This window comes from Microbacterium sp. ZXT2-5, assembly GCF_055329545.1.
On record NZ_JBUZWD010000002.1, the window covers coordinates 758,459 to 775,777 of the forward strand.

At 71.2% G+C, this 17,319-nt stretch carries 18 protein-coding genes; 9 read left to right on the top strand and 9 right to left on the bottom strand.

Annotated features, from left to right (window positions below; all coding sequences use genetic code 11):
- The first annotated feature begins 93 nt into the window (after window positions 1–93).
- Window positions 94–1,308 (top strand): trans-sulfuration enzyme family protein, encoded by a 1,215-nt coding sequence (locus ACZBH1_RS17110; protein WP_463647010.1) that lies wholly within the window; start codon window positions 94–96, stop codon window positions 1,306–1,308.
- 16 nt (window positions 1,309–1,324) lie between these two features.
- On the opposite strand, the gene ACZBH1_RS17115 is transcribed toward ACZBH1_RS17110, so the two are convergent.
- From ACZBH1_RS17115 to ACZBH1_RS17125, 3 genes are all read right to left on the bottom strand, one after another.
- Entirely contained in the window at window positions 1,325–1,867 is a 543-nt protein-coding gene (locus tag ACZBH1_RS17115; protein ID WP_336397768.1) for a MerR family transcriptional regulator, read from the bottom strand.
- A 128-nt stretch (window positions 1,868–1,995) separates the two neighbouring features.
- Window positions 1,996–2,688, bottom strand: a complete 693-nt coding sequence (gene ftsR / locus ACZBH1_RS17120; RefSeq protein WP_336397767.1) for a transcriptional regulator FtsR — start codon at window positions 2,686–2,688, stop codon at window positions 1,996–1,998.
- The gene (locus tag ACZBH1_RS17125; RefSeq protein ID WP_463647011.1) at window positions 2,688–3,191 is read right to left on the bottom strand and encodes an FHA domain-containing protein; all 504 of its coding nucleotides are present in this window, start codon (window positions 3,189–3,191) and stop codon (window positions 2,688–2,690) included. Before ACZBH1_RS17125 ends, ftsR begins: the two co-directional genes overlap by 1 nt.
- Window positions 3,192–3,397: 206 nt before the next feature.
- On the opposite strand from ACZBH1_RS17125, the gene ACZBH1_RS17130 reads away from it, so the two are divergent.
- Window positions 3,398–3,748, top strand: a complete 351-nt coding sequence (locus tag ACZBH1_RS17130; RefSeq protein ID WP_452324262.1) for a hypothetical protein — start codon at window positions 3,398–3,400, stop codon at window positions 3,746–3,748.
- A 74-nt stretch (window positions 3,749–3,822) separates the two neighbouring features.
- Here the strand turns inward: ACZBH1_RS17130 and ACZBH1_RS17505 are convergent, their stop codons facing one another.
- Window positions 3,823–4,134, bottom strand: a complete 312-nt coding sequence (locus ACZBH1_RS17505) for a four-helix bundle copper-binding protein (protein ID WP_491721159.1) — start codon at window positions 4,132–4,134, stop codon at window positions 3,823–3,825.
- Between ACZBH1_RS17505 and ACZBH1_RS17140 the strand changes: the two genes are divergently transcribed.
- The 3 genes from ACZBH1_RS17140 to lpdA are packed head-to-tail and all read left to right on the top strand — an operon-like array spanning window position 4,019 to window position 6,426.
- Window positions 4,019–4,330, top strand: a complete 312-nt coding sequence (locus tag ACZBH1_RS17140) for a hypothetical protein (RefSeq protein ID WP_452324260.1) — start codon at window positions 4,019–4,021, stop codon at window positions 4,328–4,330. The genes ACZBH1_RS17505 and ACZBH1_RS17140 overlap by 116 nt on opposite strands.
- Window positions 4,330–5,016, top strand: coding sequence for a copper resistance CopC family protein (locus ACZBH1_RS17145; protein ID WP_463647012.1), 687 nt, complete (start codon window positions 4,330–4,332; stop codon window positions 5,014–5,016). The genes ACZBH1_RS17140 and ACZBH1_RS17145 overlap by 1 nt, the downstream gene beginning before the upstream one ends.
- 9 nt (window positions 5,017–5,025) lie before the next feature.
- A complete protein-coding gene (gene lpdA / locus ACZBH1_RS17150; RefSeq protein WP_463647013.1) occupies window positions 5,026–6,426 on the top strand; it encodes a dihydrolipoyl dehydrogenase in 1,401 nt (466 codons plus the stop codon).
- Window positions 6,427–6,515: 89 nt separating this feature from the next.
- Here lpdA and ACZBH1_RS17155 read toward each other — a convergent pair whose 3' ends face one another.
- Together ACZBH1_RS17155 and ACZBH1_RS17160 are read right to left on the bottom strand one after the other, a co-directional pair.
- On the bottom strand, window positions 6,516–7,169 hold the full coding sequence (locus ACZBH1_RS17155; protein ID WP_452324257.1) for a CYTH domain-containing protein: 654 nt from the start codon (window positions 7,167–7,169) through the stop codon (window positions 6,516–6,518).
- Complete coding sequence (locus ACZBH1_RS17160; protein ID WP_336397760.1) at window positions 7,156–7,389, bottom strand: response regulator; 234 nt, start codon at window positions 7,387–7,389, stop codon at window positions 7,156–7,158. Before ACZBH1_RS17160 ends, ACZBH1_RS17155 begins: the two co-directional genes overlap by 14 nt.
- Before the next feature lie 150 nt (window positions 7,390–7,539).
- Here ACZBH1_RS17160 and glgP point away from each other — a divergent pair, with 150 nt between their 5' ends.
- A complete protein-coding gene (gene glgP, locus ACZBH1_RS17165; protein ID WP_378880418.1) occupies window positions 7,540–10,095 on the top strand; it encodes an alpha-glucan family phosphorylase in 2,556 nt (851 codons plus the stop codon).
- A 241-nt stretch (window positions 10,096–10,336) separates the two neighbouring features.
- On the opposite strand, the gene ACZBH1_RS17170 is transcribed toward glgP, so the two are convergent.
- On the bottom strand, window positions 10,337–11,167 hold the full coding sequence (locus ACZBH1_RS17170; RefSeq protein WP_463647014.1) for an endonuclease domain-containing protein: 831 nt from the start codon (window positions 11,165–11,167) through the stop codon (window positions 10,337–10,339).
- Window positions 11,168–11,531: 364 nt separating this feature from the next.
- Here ACZBH1_RS17170 and ACZBH1_RS17175 point away from each other — a divergent pair, with 364 nt between their 5' ends.
- From ACZBH1_RS17175 to ACZBH1_RS17185, 3 genes are all read left to right on the top strand, one after another.
- Window positions 11,532–14,057 (top strand): rhamnogalacturonan lyase, encoded by a 2,526-nt coding sequence (locus tag ACZBH1_RS17175; RefSeq protein WP_463647015.1) that lies wholly within the window; start codon window positions 11,532–11,534, stop codon window positions 14,055–14,057.
- A gap of 89 nt (window positions 14,058–14,146) precedes the next feature.
- Entirely contained in the window at window positions 14,147–14,878 is a 732-nt protein-coding gene (locus ACZBH1_RS17180; protein ID WP_452324253.1) for a glutamine amidotransferase, read from the top strand.
- Window positions 14,879–14,977: 99 nt separating this feature from the next.
- The gene (locus tag ACZBH1_RS17185) at window positions 14,978–15,358 is read left to right on the top strand and encodes a hypothetical protein (RefSeq protein WP_463647016.1); all 381 of its coding nucleotides are present in this window, start codon (window positions 14,978–14,980) and stop codon (window positions 15,356–15,358) included.
- A gap of 38 nt (window positions 15,359–15,396) precedes the next feature.
- Here ACZBH1_RS17185 and ACZBH1_RS17190 read toward each other — a convergent pair whose 3' ends face one another.
- Both ACZBH1_RS17190 and ACZBH1_RS17195 read right to left on the bottom strand, forming a co-directional pair.
- Entirely contained in the window at window positions 15,397–16,164 is a 768-nt protein-coding gene (locus ACZBH1_RS17190) for an NAD(P)H-hydrate epimerase (RefSeq protein ID WP_463647017.1), read from the bottom strand.
- Window positions 16,161–17,273, bottom strand: coding sequence for a YihY/virulence factor BrkB family protein (locus ACZBH1_RS17195; protein ID WP_463647018.1), 1,113 nt, complete (start codon window positions 17,271–17,273; stop codon window positions 16,161–16,163). The genes ACZBH1_RS17190 and ACZBH1_RS17195 overlap by 4 nt, the downstream gene beginning before the upstream one ends.
- Window positions 17,274–17,319: the final 46 nt, after the last annotated feature.

Here is a 17,319-nt window from a genome sequence, read left to right on the forward strand (position 1 = left end):
CAGTCTGCTCAGCAGATGATCAGTCTGCACGCTTTGTGCACGCCGCGCTGAACACGATTTGCCTTTCGCGGCGAACTCGCTGACCATATCGCCATGGCACCGATGACGTTGCACCCCGACAGCCTTGCCGTGCACGCCGGCCGCGAAGACCTCGCGAGCCTCGGCGTCCACGCCCTCCCCCTCGACCTCTCGTCGACGAACCCGCTTCCGGGCATCGAGCTCGGCGGCATGTCGTACGAGGTGCTCGCGACCGGCGGGCATCCGTTCGAGGGCGGGTCCCACGTCTATGCCCGGCTGTGGAACCCGACGGTCGCCCGGTTCGAGGAGGCGCTCGCACGACTCGAGCACGCCGAGGAGGCCGTGGCGTTCTCGTCGGGGATGGCGGCCGTCACCGCGGTGATCCTCGCGATGGCGCACGAGTCGAAGCGCCGGCACATCGTCGCCGTCCGCCCGCTCTACGGCGGCACCGACCACCTGCTGGCGTCGGGCCTGCTCGACGTCGAGACGACGTACTGCGCTCCGGATGCCGTCGCCTCCGCCGTCCGCCGCGACACCGCGCTCGTCGTGCTCGAGACGCCGGCGAACCCGACGCTGGACCTCGTCGACATCGCCGCCGTCGTGGCCGCGGCGGGCTCGGTGCCGGTGCTGGTCGACAACACGTTCGCGACGCCGGTGCTGCAGCGGCCGCTCGACCTCGGCGCATCGCTCTCGCTGCACAGCGCGACGAAGTACCTCGGCGGGCACGGCGACGTGGTGGGCGGCGTGGTCGCCTGCGACGCGCGGACGGCCGCAGCTCTTCGCCGCACCCGCGCCATCACCGGCGCGATCATGCATCCTCTCGCGGCCTACCTCCTGCACCGGGGACTCGCGACGCTGCCGGTGCGGATGCGCGCGCAGCAGGCGGGGGCCCGCACGGTGGCGGAGTGGCTGACGACGCGCCCCGAGGTCTCGCGCGTGCACTTCCCCGGGTTCTCTTCCAGCGACCCGCTCGGGCTGGTCGGGACGCAGCAGGACGGCCCGGGCGCGATGATCGCGATCGAACTGGCCGAGGGCTTCGATGCGGCGGCCGCGCTCACGGCATCCGTCCGCCTGTTCACCCACGCGGTGTCGCTCGGCAGCGTGGACTCGCTCATCCAGCACCCCGCGGCGCTCACCCACCGCCCCGTCGCGTCGGAGGCCAAGCCTTCGGATGCGCTCGTGCGGCTGTCGATCGGACTGGAGGAGCCCGCCGACCTCATCGCCGATCTCGCTCAGGCGCTCACCGTCGGCGCATCGGCGACCGCCGGCGTCGAAGCGGTGCGCGGCTGAGCCGGGCCGTCGCGCGTCAGGCGGTGCGGGCGGCGCGGCGCACCGCGAGCTCGTCCATGGCGTCGGGCTTCTCGACCTCGAACTCGACGAGCTCGGACTCGACCTCGCGCAGCACCTTGCCGACGGCGATGCCGAAGACGCCCTGGCCCCGGCTGACGAGGTCGATGACCTCGTCGTTGGACGTGCACAGGTAGACGGACGCGCCGTCGCTCATGAGGGTCGTGCCGGCGAGATCGCGGATGCCCGCGGCACGGAGCTGGTCGACGGCGGTGCGGATCTGCTGGAGCGAGATCCCGGTGTCGAGCAGACGCTTGACGAGCTTGAGCACGAGGATGTCGCGGAAGCCGTACAGACGCTGCGACCCGGAGCCGCTCGCGCCGCGCACGGTCGGCTCGACCAGTTCGGTGCGGGCCCAGTAGTCGAGCTGACGGTACGTGATGCCGGCGGCGCGGGCGGCGACCGCCCCGCGGTACCCGACCTCGTCGTCCATCGCGGGCAGGCCGTCCGTGAAGAGGAGGTCTGCACCGAAACGCTCGCCTTCAGCAGCATCTCCGGTCATGCTCGTTCCCCCCTCCGGATCGAATACCTCAACGCTAGATCAGCCTCCCCCTCGCGGCAACGACATCCGCTGTTCGGAGGTCGGCGTGTCGCGCGCGGCTTCGCCCGGCGACGTCCGTCGCGTGGGCGTCAGGAGAGCATGCGGTCCAGCGCGCTGCGCACGAACATGGCCCGCACGTCGTCGAGCCGGCGGACGAGCTCGGGCGCGAGCTCGCCGGCGCGGCCCCGGGACGAGGCATCCGTCCGGCGCAGCAGCGGAGCGAGAGCCGACTCGACCAGCGCGACGTCGCGCTCCGCGCTCTGGCGCAGGGCCCTGACGTGTCGCGGCTCGATGCCGTGACGGTCCAGCGCCACGAGGGCGCGCAGCAGCGTGACCGACTGCTCGGTGTAGCTCTCGGCTCCCGCGAGGATCCCGGTGCTGATCGCGTCGTTGAGCAGCTGCGGCGCGGCGCCCGCGGCGGAGAGCAGTTCCTCGCGGCGGTACCGGCGCGGTGCGGGCACGATCGACGGCGGCGGCACGGCAGTCGGGGTCGCCGGGTCGCGTCCGGCGTCGACGTCCTCGAGGTACTCGCGGATCACCGACAGCGGCAGGTAGTGGTCGCGTTGCAGCGTGAGCGCGAGGCGCAGGCGCTCGAGGTCGTCCTGCGAGAACTTGCGGTAGCCGGACTCGGTGCGAAGCGGCGTCACGATCCCCTGCACCTCGAGGAAGCGCAGCTTGCTCGAGGTCAGCGACGGGAACTCCGGCGACAGCCGGGCGAGAACCTGACCGATGCTGAGAAGACCCGCGGACGACGCCCGCTCACGGGCGGATGCCGCGGGCATCAGGCCTCCGCTGCCTGCGTAAGGTCGGCCGGTGAGACGAAGAAGTTGAGGCGGAACTTGCCGACCCGCACTTCGGCGCCGTTGGTGAGCGTGGCGCGGTCGACCCGCTCGCCGTTGACGTAGGTGCCGTTGAGCGAGCGCTGGTCGACGAGCTCGAACGACGTGCCGTTGCGCGTGATCTCCGCGTGCCGACGCGAGACGGTCACGTCGTCGAAGAAGATGTCGGCCTCGGGGTGACGCCCGACGGTGGTCACGTCGGAGTCGAGGAGGTAGCGGGCGCCGGCGGTGGGTCCGGAACGCACGAGCAGCAGAGCGGCACCGGACGGCAGGGCATCGATCGCGTCGAGCTCTGCGTCGGCCAGTTCGCTGCCGAACGGGACGAACGACAGATCGGAATCATGGCCGAACGTCTGGGTCATGTCGGATGCGCGGTCGGAATCCCGTGCGTCGGCCCCGGCTGCGCGGCGGATCTCGCCCTCATCGGGTCGGCGGTCGTGCTCCACGGTTTCCTCCTCTTGTCTGTTCAGCCTATCCGATCGCCCCAGCCTCGGAAGAGGCCTTCACCGGTTCGCTTCGCCGTGCCGCCCCAGCCGCGCAGGAAGAACTCGTACACGCAATGTTTCGCCACGTGTCACCTGAGATGCCATGAAAAGCATGCCCGCCTAGCCTGGCAGAAACCTCAGCCGCTCAGCGACCCAAGGAGTCGATCGTGTCCAGCCAGCACCGCCACATCCCGCCCCTCGAGGTGCGTGAGCGTGCGGCGTGCATGTGCGACCACGGCGACAGCTGCTCCTCGTTCGCGCCCGGCCACGCGCTGCACCTGATCCAGGCGCGCCTCGCGTCGGCCACGCCGTCCGAATGGGCAGACGCGATCGTCGAGGCATCCGACGCCCGCTCCGGCTTCGTGATCGTCCGCACGGTCGCCGACGGCACGGCTGTCGCGCTGTGGAACGGCACGGGGGCCGCAGCGGTCGCGACCGCGGGCACCCCCGTCGCGCTCCACGAGCGCTACCACGTGCTCGCCGTCGGCGGGGCGCGGTTCAACGTCCTCCGGGGCTGACGCCTCGCACCGACCGGGCCCGCGGGCTCAGCGTCCGTGGCGCGCCGCGCCCGTCATGACGAAGGCGACGGGGCTCAGCCCATCGCCATCATCGACTCGCGCATCTTCATGCACGCGTCCATGCACGCCTGGCACGACTGCGCGCACATCTTGCAGACCTCGCTGTGGTCGGCGTGCTCCATGCACTCGTCCATGCAGACCTGGCACATCGCGATGCACGCGTCGAGCATCGACATCATGGCGGCCGGGGTCATGCCCTGCGGGCGCATCATGGCGCGCATCATCGTGTTGCACATGTCGGCGCAGTTCATGCACGCCGGAGCGCACGACATCATCTGCGTGGAGCAGACCGTGCATGCCTGCTCGCAGGCCGAGCAGGCGTCCATACACGCCTGCATCACCGACATGTCCATGGTCTCCATGCCGGGCATCGACATCATGTCCTTCGACATGGCGCCCATCATCATCGCGTCCATCGCCGCCGTCCTTCCAACGTGGGGATGGCGGGCAGGTGACCCGCCTGCGGCCAGGCTAGACCTCTCAGGGTCGGGAGCAAAGGGCCGGTTAGGCTCGATCGGGTGATGTCACACGCAATTCACACGCCCCTCGGAGCGCGCCTCTCGGCGCTGGCCGCCGCACTGCTCGTGGCGTTCGGCGTCGCCCTGGGGGCGGCATCCCCCGCGCAGGCCCACGACGACCTCATCGGCAGCGACCCGGCCGCCGGTGCCGCCCTCGACGCCCTGCCCGCGCAGCTGACGCTGACCTTCAGCGCCGGGATCGCCGGCGACGAGGGAGCCTCGGTGGTGCAGGTGACGGATGCCGCGGGCATGACGCTCGTGGACGGCTCGCCGAGTGTCAGCGACAACGTGCTCACCCAGCCCCTCGCGGGTGAGGCATCCGGTGCCGTCACCGTGCTGTGGAAGGTCGTCTCCAGCGACGGACACCCCATCTCGGGCGAGTACTCGTTCACCGTCGCTGCCGCCGCACCCACCCCGGCCGAGACGGCCACCGCCGCGCCGACCGAGACCGCGGCGCCCGACGAGACGCCGACTCCGAGCACCGCCCCCACGGTCGCCCCGGAAGACGCCGGCTCGGACGCCGCGGTGTGGCCGTGGGTGCTGTTCGGCCTCATCGCGGCCGCCGCCGCGGGCGTCGTCGTCTACCTCCTCGTCGCCCGCGCGCGCCGCGACGGACGCCCCGGCGAGGCCGGTGACGGCGCGGCGGGAGGCGCCTCCGGGCCCGGTTCCGAGCCCCCGGCCGCCCACTAGGCTGGAAGCATGCCTCACTACGACGTCGCCATCCTCGGCGCGGGTCCCGGCGGGTACGTCGCGGCCGTCCGTGCTGCTCAGCTCGGCCTCACGGTCGCGATCATCGAAGAGAAGTACTGGGGCGGTGTCTGCCTCAACGTCGGCTGCATCCCCTCGAAGGCTCTGCTGAAGAACGCCGACCTCGCGCACCAGTTCCACCACAAGGCCGACCTGTTCGGCATCTCGGGTGACGTGCACTTCGACTTCGGCGTCGCGTGGGACCGCAGCCGCAAGGTGGCAGAGACCCACGTCAAGGGCATCCACTACCTGATGAAGAAGAACAAGGTCACCGAGTACGAGGGCCGAGGCTCGTTCACGGGCCCCAACGCCCTGCGGGTGACCAAGGCCGACGGCTCCACCGAGGACGTCACGTTCGACAACGCGATCATCTCGACCGGCTCCAGGGTGCGTCTCCTCCCGGGCGTGCAGCTCGGCGGCAACATCGTGACCTACGAGGAGCAGATCCTCGCCCGCGACCTCCCGAAGTCCATCGTGATCGTCGGCGCCGGTGCCATCGGCATGGAGTTCGCGTTCGTGATGGTGAACTACGGCGTCAAGGTGACGATCATCGAGTTCCTCGACCGGGCGCTCCCCAACGAGGACGCCGACGTGTCGAAGGAGATCGCGAAGCAGTACAAGAAGTACGGCGTCGACATCCTCACCTCGACCAAGGTCGAGACGGTCACCGACCACGGCGACCGCGTCACCGTGACCTACACCCCGGCGGCGGGCGGCGACACGCAGTCGATCGACGCCGACAAGGTCATGATGTCGATCGGCTTCGCCCCGAACGTCGAGGGCTTCGGGCTGGAGACCACGGGCGTCAAGCTCACCGACCGCGGCGCCATCGACATCGACGACCACATGCGCACGAACGTGCCGCACATCTACGCGATCGGCGACGTCACCGCCAAGCTGCAGCTGGCGCACGTGGCCGAGGCGCAGGGCGTCGTCGCCGCCGAGACGATCGGCAAGGCCGAGACCATGACGCTCGGCGACTACCGCATGATGCCGCGCGCCACGTTCTGCTCGCCGCAGGTCGCGTCGTTCGGGCTCACCGAGCAGCAGGCCCGCGACGCCGGTTACGACGTCAAGGTCGCGAAGTTCCCGTTCTCGGCCAACGGCAAGGCGAACGGCCTCGGCGAGCCGATCGGCTTCGTCAAGCTGATCGCCGACGGCGAGCACCTCGAGTTGCTCGGCGGCCACCTCATCGGCCCCGACGTCTCGGAGCTGCTGCCCGAGCTGACGCTCGCCCAGAAGTGGGACCTCACCGCCCTCGAGGCGGCGCGCAACGTCCACACGCACCCGACGCTGTCGGAGGCCGTGCAGGAGGCCTTCCACGGTCTCGCCGGCCACATGATCAACCTCTGACGCGCGCCGGATCGCGCTGACGAGGCGTATCCCGCGCAGCAGCCGCAGAGAAGCCCCGGAGCCGTTCGGCTCCGGGGCTTCTCGCATGCTCAGTAGCCGAGCGTACGGGCGAGCTTGGAGGCGGATGCCGCGGGCCTGCCGCCCGCGGCGAGCACGGCGCTGCCCGCCTTGGCGAAGAGGCGCCGTCGTTCGGGACCCGGCTCGGGCGCCGCCGGTCCGAGCTCGAACTCCCATTCGCGCCAGGTGCGCTCGGTGCCGGCCCGCTCGTCGGTGGCGACGACGTGGTCGTCGACGAACTCCGCGACCACTCCCCCGTCGGCATCCCGCAGCGCGTAGGCGACGCGCCTGTTGCGGATGCGGGCGATCGGCGCCAGCTCGCGGACGGTGGCGACCGACGCGAGGGCGGCGGCGACGGCATCCGGGATCTCGTCCGCAGGGCCCAACGGCCACTGCTGCTCGAGGCGTCCGCCTTCGCCGTGACGCGGTCCCTTGATGTGCCAGCCCTCGTCGGGGCCGCCGGTGCGCCGGCGCACCGCGTACCCGGCGTGCGCGAGGGCGAGGTCGTCGCTGTCGAGGTAGACGGCGTCGAGCTCGCGGACCTCGGGCTCGCCGACCGACGCGACGCCCGGCAGCGGGGACCAGTCGGGCAGCGGCGTCGACTCGTCGACGTCGAACTTCAACTCGATCTCGACCGAGTGCGTCGCACCGGCGTCGTCGGGCGAGGACGGGTCAGCGGCGCTCACGGGGCTGGTCGCTGTCGGGGTCGATGTCGTCCTCGGCCTCGACGAACCAGAACTCCGCCTCGGTCGGCCCGTCGTGGTCGCCCGTGCGCTCGAGGTCGCCTCGGCGTTCGTAGACCACCTGGGTCTCGCTGTACGGGACGATCATGCGGTCGAGGTCCGGGTCTTCCAGCGGGAGGAGCTGCCCGTCGAGCGGGCCTCCGTGCAGTCGTGCGATGGCCATACGGTCAGCGTAGACCCGGCGCCCGGCGCGAGCCCGCTCCGTTGCGATTTGGCGCCGGACGTGTCACGGGCACAGCCCTTGCACGATCCTGAGGTGCCCGAGCAGCATCTGGTGCAAGCGCTTCCAGCTTGTACCCATAGAATCGCTCGCGTGAAGGCCATCCGAACGTTCACGGTCCGCCCCGTCCTCGCCGACTCCCTCGCCCCGCTCGACCGCCTCGCGTCGAACTGGCGCTGGTCGTGGAGCCGGGCGACCCACTCCCTCTTCGCCTCGATGGATCCGCAGCTGTGGGACGAGATCGGCGCCAACCCGGCCCGCATGCTCGGGGCGCTCGGCCAGGAGCGCCTCGACGAGCTCGCCCGCGACGACGAGTTCGTCGCCCGCGTGGCCGCCGAGGACGAGCGCCTCACCGCGTACCTCACCGGCGACCGCTGGTTCCAGCACCTCGAGGGCGACAAGCCGGCGCACATCGCGTACTTCTCCCCCGAGTTCGGCGTCGACGGCTCGCTTCCGCAGTACTCCGGCGGCCTCGGCATCCTCGCCGGCGACCACCTGAAGAGCGCCTCCGACCTCGGCGTGCCGCTGACCGGCGTCGGCCTCTTCTACCGCGCCGGCTACTTCCGTCAGTCGATCGGCGACGACGGCTGGCAGCGCGAGGCGTATCCGCTGCTCGACCCGTACGGCCTCGGCCTGACGCTGCTGCGCGATCGCAGCGGAGCCCCGGTCGAGATCGCACTCGACCTCCCGGCCGACCGCCGCCTGCACGCGCGCGTCTGGGTCGCCGACATCGGCCGCATCCCGCTGCTGCTGCTCGACTCCGAGACCCCGTCGAACACCGACGAGATGCGTCGCGTGACCGACCGCCTCTACGGCGGCGGCGGCGAGCACCGCCTGCTGCAGGAGCTGCTGCTCGGCGTCGGCGGCGTCCGCGCCGTGCGCGCGTGGTCGGAGCTCACCGGCCGCCCCGCGCCCGACGTCTACCACACGAACGAGGGCCACGCCGGGTTCCAGGGCCTCGAGCGGATGTCGGAGCTGATCACCCACGACGGCCTGGACTTCGACCAGGCGCTCGCGCAGGTGCGCGCGGGCACGGTCTTCACCACCCACACCCCGGTGCCGGCGGGCATCGACCGCTTCTCGCGCGACCTCATCGCGGACTACCTCGCGAGCGGCCTCTTCCAGAACCTCGACGCCGGGCGCGCCATCGCGCTCGGGCTCGAGACGTGGGCGGGCGGCGACCAGGGCGTCTTCAACATGGCCGTGCTCGGTCTGCGCCTGGGTCAGCACGCCAACGGCGTCTCGGTGCTGCACGGCGAGGTGAGCCGTGGGATGTTCGGGATGCTGTGGCCCGGCGTCGACGCCGACGAGGTGCCCATCACCTCGATCACGAACGGCGTGCACGCGCCGACGTGGGTGCACCCGGCGCTGAAGTCCGTGAGCGAGCGCGCGTGGGGCGACGCCCACTCCGACGCGCACGACTGGACCGACCACGCCGTCGTCACCGACGCCGAGCTGTGGGGCGTCCGCCAGCAGATGAAGGGCGAGCTCGTCGCCGAGGCGCGGCGGCGGGTCGCGGCATCCGTCACCAACGGCAGCGGCCGCGCACCGTCGTGGGTCGAGGACCTCCTCGACCCCGAGGTGCTCACGATCGGCTTCGCGCGCCGCGTGCCGACGTACAAGCGCCTGACGCTGATGCTGCGCGACCCTGAGCGCCTCACGAAGCTGCTCACCGACCCCGAGCGGCCGGTGCAGATCGTGATCGGCGGCAAGTCGCACCCGGCCGACGACTCGGGCAAGATCCTGATCCAGCAGCTGGTGCGCTTCAGCCGCGACCCCAAGGTGCGCGGGCGCATCGTGTTCCTGCCGGACTACGACATCACGCTCGCCAAGGACCTGTACCCGGGCTGCGACGTGTGGCTCAACAACCCGCTGCGTCCGCTCGAGGCGTGCGGCACGAGCGGCATGAAGGCGGCGCTCAACGGCGCGCTCAACCTCTCGATCCTCGACGGCTGGTGGGACGAGTGGTTCGACGGCGAGAACGGCTGGGCGATCCCGAGCGCCGACACCGCGTCGAACGACGAGGAGCGCGACGACGCCGAGGCGGCCGCCCTGTACGACCTCATCGAGCACCAGCTCGTGCCGCGGTTCTACGACCGCGAGGGCGGCATCCCGACGGCGTGGCTGCGCATGGTGCGCCACACGATGACCGACCTCGGCAAGAAGGCGACGAGCGACCGCATGGTGCGGGACTACGTCGAGCGCCTGTACGTCCCCGCCGCTCAGCACGACGTCGCCCTGCGCGCCGGCGACTTCGCCGAGGCGCGCGCGGTGTCGGCGTTCATCGCGCGCGTGAAGGCGGCGTGGAGCCGGGTGTCGATCGCGAGCGTCGACAGCACGGGCATCCCGCAGCAGGCACAGGCCGGTGACACGCTCGAGGTGCGCGCCGACGTACGCCTGGACGGTCTGTCGCCCGACGACGTCGCGGTGGAGCTGATCTACGGACGCACCGACGAGGACGACGCCCTCGACCGCGACCACTCGGTGTACCGTCTCACGCCGGGCGCCGCTGTCGACGGCGTCACGACGTTCACGGCCACGCTCCCCCTCACGGTGACCGGCACCTTCGGCTACACCGTCCGCGTGCGCCCGGCCCACCCGCAGCTGGTGTCGCCGGTGGAGCTCGGCCTGGTGACGTACGCCTCGTAGTCCGTCTCGCCGGGTCGAGGCATCCGTCGTCGTGCGGGCCGGCGGGGCACAGAATCGGAGACTTCGACCGACACGCCGCGAACGGATGCCGCCACCCGGCGAGTCGCCGAAAACCTCCGACGGTGTGCACCCGGCGTCGGCGCGGCTGGGCGCACAGAATCGGACGTTCTGACCGACACGCCGCGAACGGATGCCGCCACCCGGCGAGTCGCCGAAAACCTCCGACGGTGTGCACACGAGGTCACGCCCGGTGGAGCCCGCGGTCGACGAGTCCGAGGATGGCGAGCTCGACCGTGTCCCAGTCGTGGACGACCATCGCGTAGTCGAAGCGGAGGGTGACGTATCCCCACGCCGCGGCGTTGGCGTCGCGGACGAGGTCCTTGTGACGGTGCGACTCGCCGTCGTGGTTGTCTGCGCCGTCGACCTCGACGATCAGGCGCTCGCCGATCACGAAGTCCACGCGGCCGACCGAGGTGATCGCCTGTTGCGTCCGCACACTGAGCCCATGCGGCCGCAGCCGCCATCGCAGCAACGACTCGAGGCCGCTGTCGGCGTCGCGACGGGCGAATCCGATCGCGTCCCGGGCCCCGGCATTCGTGTGCTGCCGAAGCCACACGAGGTCGGCGCTCGAGAGCTTGCGCAACCGGAGCGCGGACTCCAGCACCACGAAGAACGACTCGAGCCCTTGGCATCGAAGCACTTGCCGCACCACCGCTCGAATCGATGGCACTCCGAAGGAGCTGCGCTTCGCGCCGTCGTCGCTCCAGTGGACGACGCACGAGCAGTCGTCGTGGGCATAAGCGCGCCCGTGGGCGCGAAGTCCGACGTGCAGGCCGTCGCCATGGTCGGTCACCCAGAGCCCGTGGTGGCGCGCGGCGCTCACGCACGCGATCCAGCCGCCATGGGCCGTCGCGGCCTTGACCTCGTCACAGACGCCGAGGCGTTCGTACACTCCCCGCCGCGGTGACGAGAGAACGCCGTGCCGCACCGCCGCCGCGATCTTCGACCGCGACAGCCCGGATTCTCTGAGTTCGCGGAACGTCACGACGGCGGGCGAGGCGGCGGTGCACATCCGGCCAGACTCACGGTCGCGGCATCCGACTTCTGTGCATCCGGTCGGATATGTGAGCGCTCGGACGACTCCGCATCGCTGGGGAGGAACTCCGCACCCGAAGCACAGAATGGGAGACTTCCACCGACACGCCGGGAACGGATGCCGAGACCCGGCGTGCCACGCACAACCTCCGATCCTGTGCCCCGGCAACGCACGCGACCGCACCGGCCCGGCACATTAAATCGTTCCAATCTCGCCGAAAGGGTGGTTGACCGGGCCGCGGTCAGTGACTAACGTCGCTCGGGAAAACGCATTCCTCGCGTCTTCACGATGGACGGTCCGTACCCCACGCGGGCCACTGACTCGGGAGAACGATTCGACGATGAATCTCCGCAGAACATCCGTCCGCGCGCTCGTGGCAGGCACTGCCGCGTGCGCCCTCACCCTGGGCCTCGCGCAGCCGGCGCTGGCCGAGGAGGCTCCGAGCGCCCCGCAGCTCGAGGCGCTCGACCGCGGCCTGGTCGCGGTGTCCACCGGCGAGGGCGTCTTCCTCAGCTGGCGCCTGCTCGCGACCGAGGCCGGGCCCGCCACCGAGACGGGCGTGAGCGGCCCGTCGTTCGCGGTGTTCCGCGACGGCGAGCGCATCGCGACGGTCGACGACAGCACGAACTACTCCGACCCCGACGGCACCGCCGACTCGGAGTACACCGTCGCGCCGGCGTGGCACGACATCACCGGCGACCAGTCGGCGCCGGTCTCGGTATGGGGCGACGGGTTCTACGACCTGCCGCTGCAGAAGCCCGCCGACGGCGTGACCCCCGTCGGCGAGGCGTACACCTACTCGGCCAACGACGCGTCGGTCGCCGACGTCGACGGCGACGGCGCGCTGGAGTTCGTGGTCAAGTGGGACCCGTCCAACTCGAAGGACGTGTCGCAGAAGGGCTACACCGGCCCGGTGTACGTCGACACCTACGAGCTCGACGGCACGCTGCTCAACCGCATCGACCTCGGCGTCAACATCCGCGCGGGCGCCCACTACACGCAGTTCATGGTCTACGACTTCGACGGCGACGGCCGGTCCGAGACGATGCTGAAGACGGCGCCGGGCACGACCTCCACGCGGTACGACGCCGACGGAACGGCCCAGACGCCTGCCCCCATCACGATGCTCGCCGAAGACCTCGCCGCGGGGTACGCGCACACCGACGACTACCGCATGAGCGCCGCCGACTACCGTGAGCACCTCATCGAGGTGTTCGAGGGCTGGTCCGAGCATCCCGAGGTCGTCGCGGGCAACTGGCCGGCGACGCTCGAGGAGGCGTTCGGCATCCCGGTCGCGCACGAGTACCCGCTGTCGGAGGCGTCGGCGACCGAGCTCGTCGACTACTTCATCACCACCTACGCGCCGTCGCGCAGTGGCCGCAACGACCTCACGACGTTCGAGGGCTTCATCGTCGACGGGCCGGAGTACCTGACGGTCTTCGACTCGGCCACCGGCGAAGAGCTCGAGACCGTCCGCTACGAGCCGGGCCGCGGCGACGACGGCCTGCTGTGGGGCGACTACGCGATGTCGCGCATCGAGCCGGGCAACCGGGTCGACCGGTTCCTGGCGGGCGTGGCGTACCTGGACGGCACGCATCCGTCGGCCATCTTCGCCCGCGGCTACTACACGCGCTCCACGATCGCGGCGTACGACTGGGACGGCGAGAGCCTCAGCACCCGCTGGTTCGTCGACAGCGGGCACGTGCCCATGACGAACCCGTTCAACGACGGCCCGCACGGCCGTGACGGCACCGATCCGGTGTACGGCTCGATCACGACGCAGGGCTTCCACTCGCTGAGCGCGGCCGATGTCGACGGCGACGGCAAGCACGAGATCGTGTACGGCGCGGCGACGATCGACGACGACGGCGGACTGCTGTACAGCTCGTTCGACGTGCTGCCCGAAGGCAGCGCGGCACCGGGTGAGAACGTGCGCCTCGGCCACGGCGACGCCATGCACGTCACCGACATCGACCCGAGCCGCCCCGGCCTCGAGATCTGGACGGCGCACGAGGGCGGCACGTACGCGCCCTACGGGTCGGCGATGCGGGATGCCGCGACCGGCGAGGTCGTCTTCGGGGCGTACTCCGGCCGCGACACGGGCCGCAGCATGATCGGCGACGTGCGGGCCGACGTCTCGGGCATCGAGGTGTGGGCGAGCATGCCGAACGGCAGCGAGGGCTCGGGTCTGCTGAGCGCGACGGGCGAGTCCGTGCAGCCGGGCAGCACGCCCGGCACGAACCAGTCGATCCGGTGGGCGGCCGACCTCACGACGCAGATCGTGAACGGCAGCATCGAGCAGACACCGACCATCGACGACTGGACCCGCGGCCGCCTGCTCACTGCCGACGGCACGCGCACCAACAACTACACGAAGGGCAACCCGTCGCTCGTGGCCGACGTGCTCGGCGACTGGCGCGAGGAGCTGCTGGTGCGCACCGCCGACTCGAGCGCGCTGCGCATCTTCACCAGCACCGAGGTCACGACGCACAAGCTGCCGACGCTGCTGCACGACGTGCAGTACCGCGCCGAGGTGGCCCGCCAGAACACCACCTACAACCAGCCGTCGTACACGAGCTACTACCTCGCGAGCGACATGGACTTCGCGAACGTGCCCGTGCTCACCACGGCCGCGACGCCGAAGGAGCCGAGGTTCGTCGAGCGCCGCGGCGCCGCCACCGACCTCGTCGTCGTGGCGCCCGACGCGGCGTTCGACGTCTACCTGAACGGCGAACTCGCCGCCAAGGGGCCGAACGAGGTCGCCGACGGCAGCGAGGTCACCGTGACGGCCGTGCCGAAGGCCGGCTTCGCGGTCGACACCGGCGCCGAGTCGAGCTGGACCCACCAGTTCCAGACCAGGGACTGACGATCGGGAGCGGATGCCTCGGCCCGGCGACTCGCGCCGGGTCGGGGCATCCGTCATTCTCTGCTCCCGCGCCCACGTAGGCTGGTGCGGTGAAGCCGTTCGTCCTCCTCGCCACGCGCGCCGAGGATCTGCCGGCCGACGAGGAGTACGCGCTGTTCCTGCGCTACTCCGGTCTCACGCCCGACCAGCTGGTGCGGGTACGGCTCGAGGCCGGGCCCATGCCGCGGCTGGACCTCGACGCGCTGTCGGGCATCTTCGTGGGCGGCGGGCCGTTCAACGCGTCGGATCCCCTCGAGAAGAAGTCGCCGGTCCAGCGCCGGGTGGAGGCGGAGTTCCAGACCCTCCTCGACGAGGTGGTGGCGCGTGACTTCCCGTTCCTCGGCGCCTGCTACGGCGTGGGCACCGTGGGCGCTCATCAGGGCGCGGTGATCGACCGCACCTACGGCGAGCCGATCAGCGTCGTGCCGGTGACCGTGACCGAAGCGGGGGCATCCGATCCCCTGCTGGCCGGCATGCCCGCCACGTTCAACGCGTTCGTCGGGCACAAGGAGGCGATCACGCGCCTGCCGTCGTCGGCCGTGCTGCTGGGGTCGTCGCCGGGATGCCCGGTGCAGATGTTCCGGGTGGGAGAGAACGTCTACGCGACGCAGTTCCACCCCGAGCTCGACGTCGAGGGGATCACGACGCGGATCCACGCGTACGCCGACCACGGCTACTTCGGCGCGGGCGAGCTGGAGCTGACGCTGTCGGCCGTGCGACGCGCGGCCGTGTCGCATCCGAGCCGCATCCTCCGCGCGTTCGTCGAGCGCTACGCGCGCTGAGCCCCGCGTCCGCGAGCGCCTCGGCCTCTTCGCACGGCCCGTGGGCGGTGGTACGCTCCCCGCACCGGCTGCCTCCGCCGCCCGAGAACGAGGTGCGTCATGGGTTCGAAGAAGCTGCTCATCACCGGAGCGGTGATCGCGGGCGTCGCTGCGACGGCGATCCTCGTGCCGAGCATCGCGGCGGGTGTTCCGCTGACGTCCCTGGTGCCCTCGTCGCTCCTCGTCTCGCACGACGACGGACCGGGCGAGAACGGGCGCGGGAACGCGTTCGGGCACGACAAGGACTCCCCGGGCTTCCCCGGCGACAACGGTGCCCGCGACGACGACGACCGCGGTCGCGACGACGACGACGCGCGCGGACGCGGTGCCGAGAAGCACGAGGACGGCCCTGGCGGCAACGGACGCGGAAACGCGTTCGGGCACGACAAGGACTCTCCCGACTTCCCGGGGAACAAGGGCGACCGCGACGACGACGACTAGCCCCGTCCGGCGCCCCGCGGGCTGCCGGGCTGCGGGCGTCAGCGCTGGGCTGTGACGACGCGGGAGACGGATGCCTCCCCCACCGGTTCCACCGAAGCCAGGGCGTCCGAGAGTCCGATGTCGACGAGCACGATGTCGCCGGCGAGGTCCGGTCCGCGGCCGGTGACGAGCCCGGCCTTGACCGCGCCGAACGTGACGGTGACGGATGCCGGCAGCACGGCGTCGTCGGCCGCGCCGGTGTCGGGATGGAGACCGCTGGGGATGTCGACGGCGACGACGCGCGGCATCCGCTCGAGCTCCCCCCATCCGAGAAGGGTGGTGACCGCGTCGCGGGCGGCGCCGCGCAGACGTGAGTCGCGGGAGGCGCCGATGCCGACGACGCCGTCGACGAGCACGGCGTACGCGTCGCCGGCGTGCTCGGCCTCGTCGAGCTCGATGCGGCGGGCGCCGGATCCGATGGCGGCGGTGAAGGCGGCTTCATGGAAGCGGTCGCCGACGAGCACGAAGTCGACGTCGGCGACGTCGGTGAGTCCGGCGGCGGCGTAGAGCGCGTCGCCGCCGTTGTCGCCGCCGCCGGCGAGAACCAGGATGCGCGGGCGATGCTCCTGCGGCGCTCCGGGCACGGTCGGCTCCAGCGCCCGCCAGGCAGGGGCGGCCCCTCCGGACTTCATGCTGCCGAGTTCGGCGCGGATGATCTGCGACAGGGCACCGGCCGCGCGCTGCATGAGCGGCACGCCCTCATCGAGCAGGGGTCGTTCGGCGGCGCGCACCTGCTCGGCCGTGTAGACGGGAACCTCGGTGCTCATGACTTCTCTCCTGCGTCCTGTTCGGCCTGCTTCTTCGCGTCCTGTTCGACCTGCTTCTTGCGCGCCTCCTCGCGTTCGCGATCGGCGTCGGCGCGGGCGTGCGCGAGCTCCTCGGTGGTGACGCGCACGGCGTCCTCGGCCTGGCGGACGCGGCGGAGCGCGAAGGTCGGCGACCCGAACCGCTCGCGCACCCGGTCGACGCGTTCGCGCTCCCCGACGATGATCCAGGTGCCGGCGAGGAGGATCACCTGGGCCGAGAGGTTCAGCCAGATGAGCAGGGCGATGAGGGCGGCGAAGGAGGCGAGCAGCGGGTTGGCTCCGGCGCCCCGCACGAAGAGGCTCGACAGCTGCTGCAGCACGATGAGGCCGACGGCGCCCAGGAAGGCGCCCGTCCACAGCGACCTGGCGCGAGGGCGCACGCCGCTGAGCGTGCGGAACGCGACGGCTACGAGCGCCATGTCGAGCACGAAGACCACGAGGATCGACACGGTGCGGGTGGCGAGTTCCGCGAACCAGCTCTGGCTGAGGCCGAGCCAGTCGAGCACGCCGCCCACGAAGGATGTGCCGATGAAGGTGGCGCCGGCCGACAGCACGAAGCCGCCGCCGATCGCGATCGCGAGGAGCAGGTTGCGCAGCAGCACCCAGACGAAGAAGACGTCGTCGTGCACCTTGTCGGCGAGGGTGCGGAGGGCGACGCGGAGCGAGCCGATCGCGCCGATGGCCGCTGCGAGCAGACCGATCAGGGCGATGATGCCGGTGACGGTGAGGCCCGCAGGCGCCTCGATGTCGGAGACGTCGACGAGGCCGTCCTCGCCGACGAGGCCGGGGATCGCCGCATCCACCGCCGACACCAGCGATCGCCACGCCTCCGGGTTGTCGCTCAGCCAGAGGGCGGCGAACGAGAAGCCCAGCAGCACGCCGGCGAAGACCGAGAACAAGGCGCGGTAGGTGACGCTGTCGGAGAGCATCGGTCCGCGGCGCTCGGCGTAGTGCAGCCACACCCGCACCGGCTTGAGCGAGAGCGCCCACGCGGTCGCCTTCGGGATGAACCCGCTGGCGGGGACCGCTCCCCCGGCCGGCGCGCCCGGCGGGTTCGTGTCTTCGGTCACTGAACCAGTCGACGTCGCCATGGCGCCACACTAGTCAGTGCGTTTT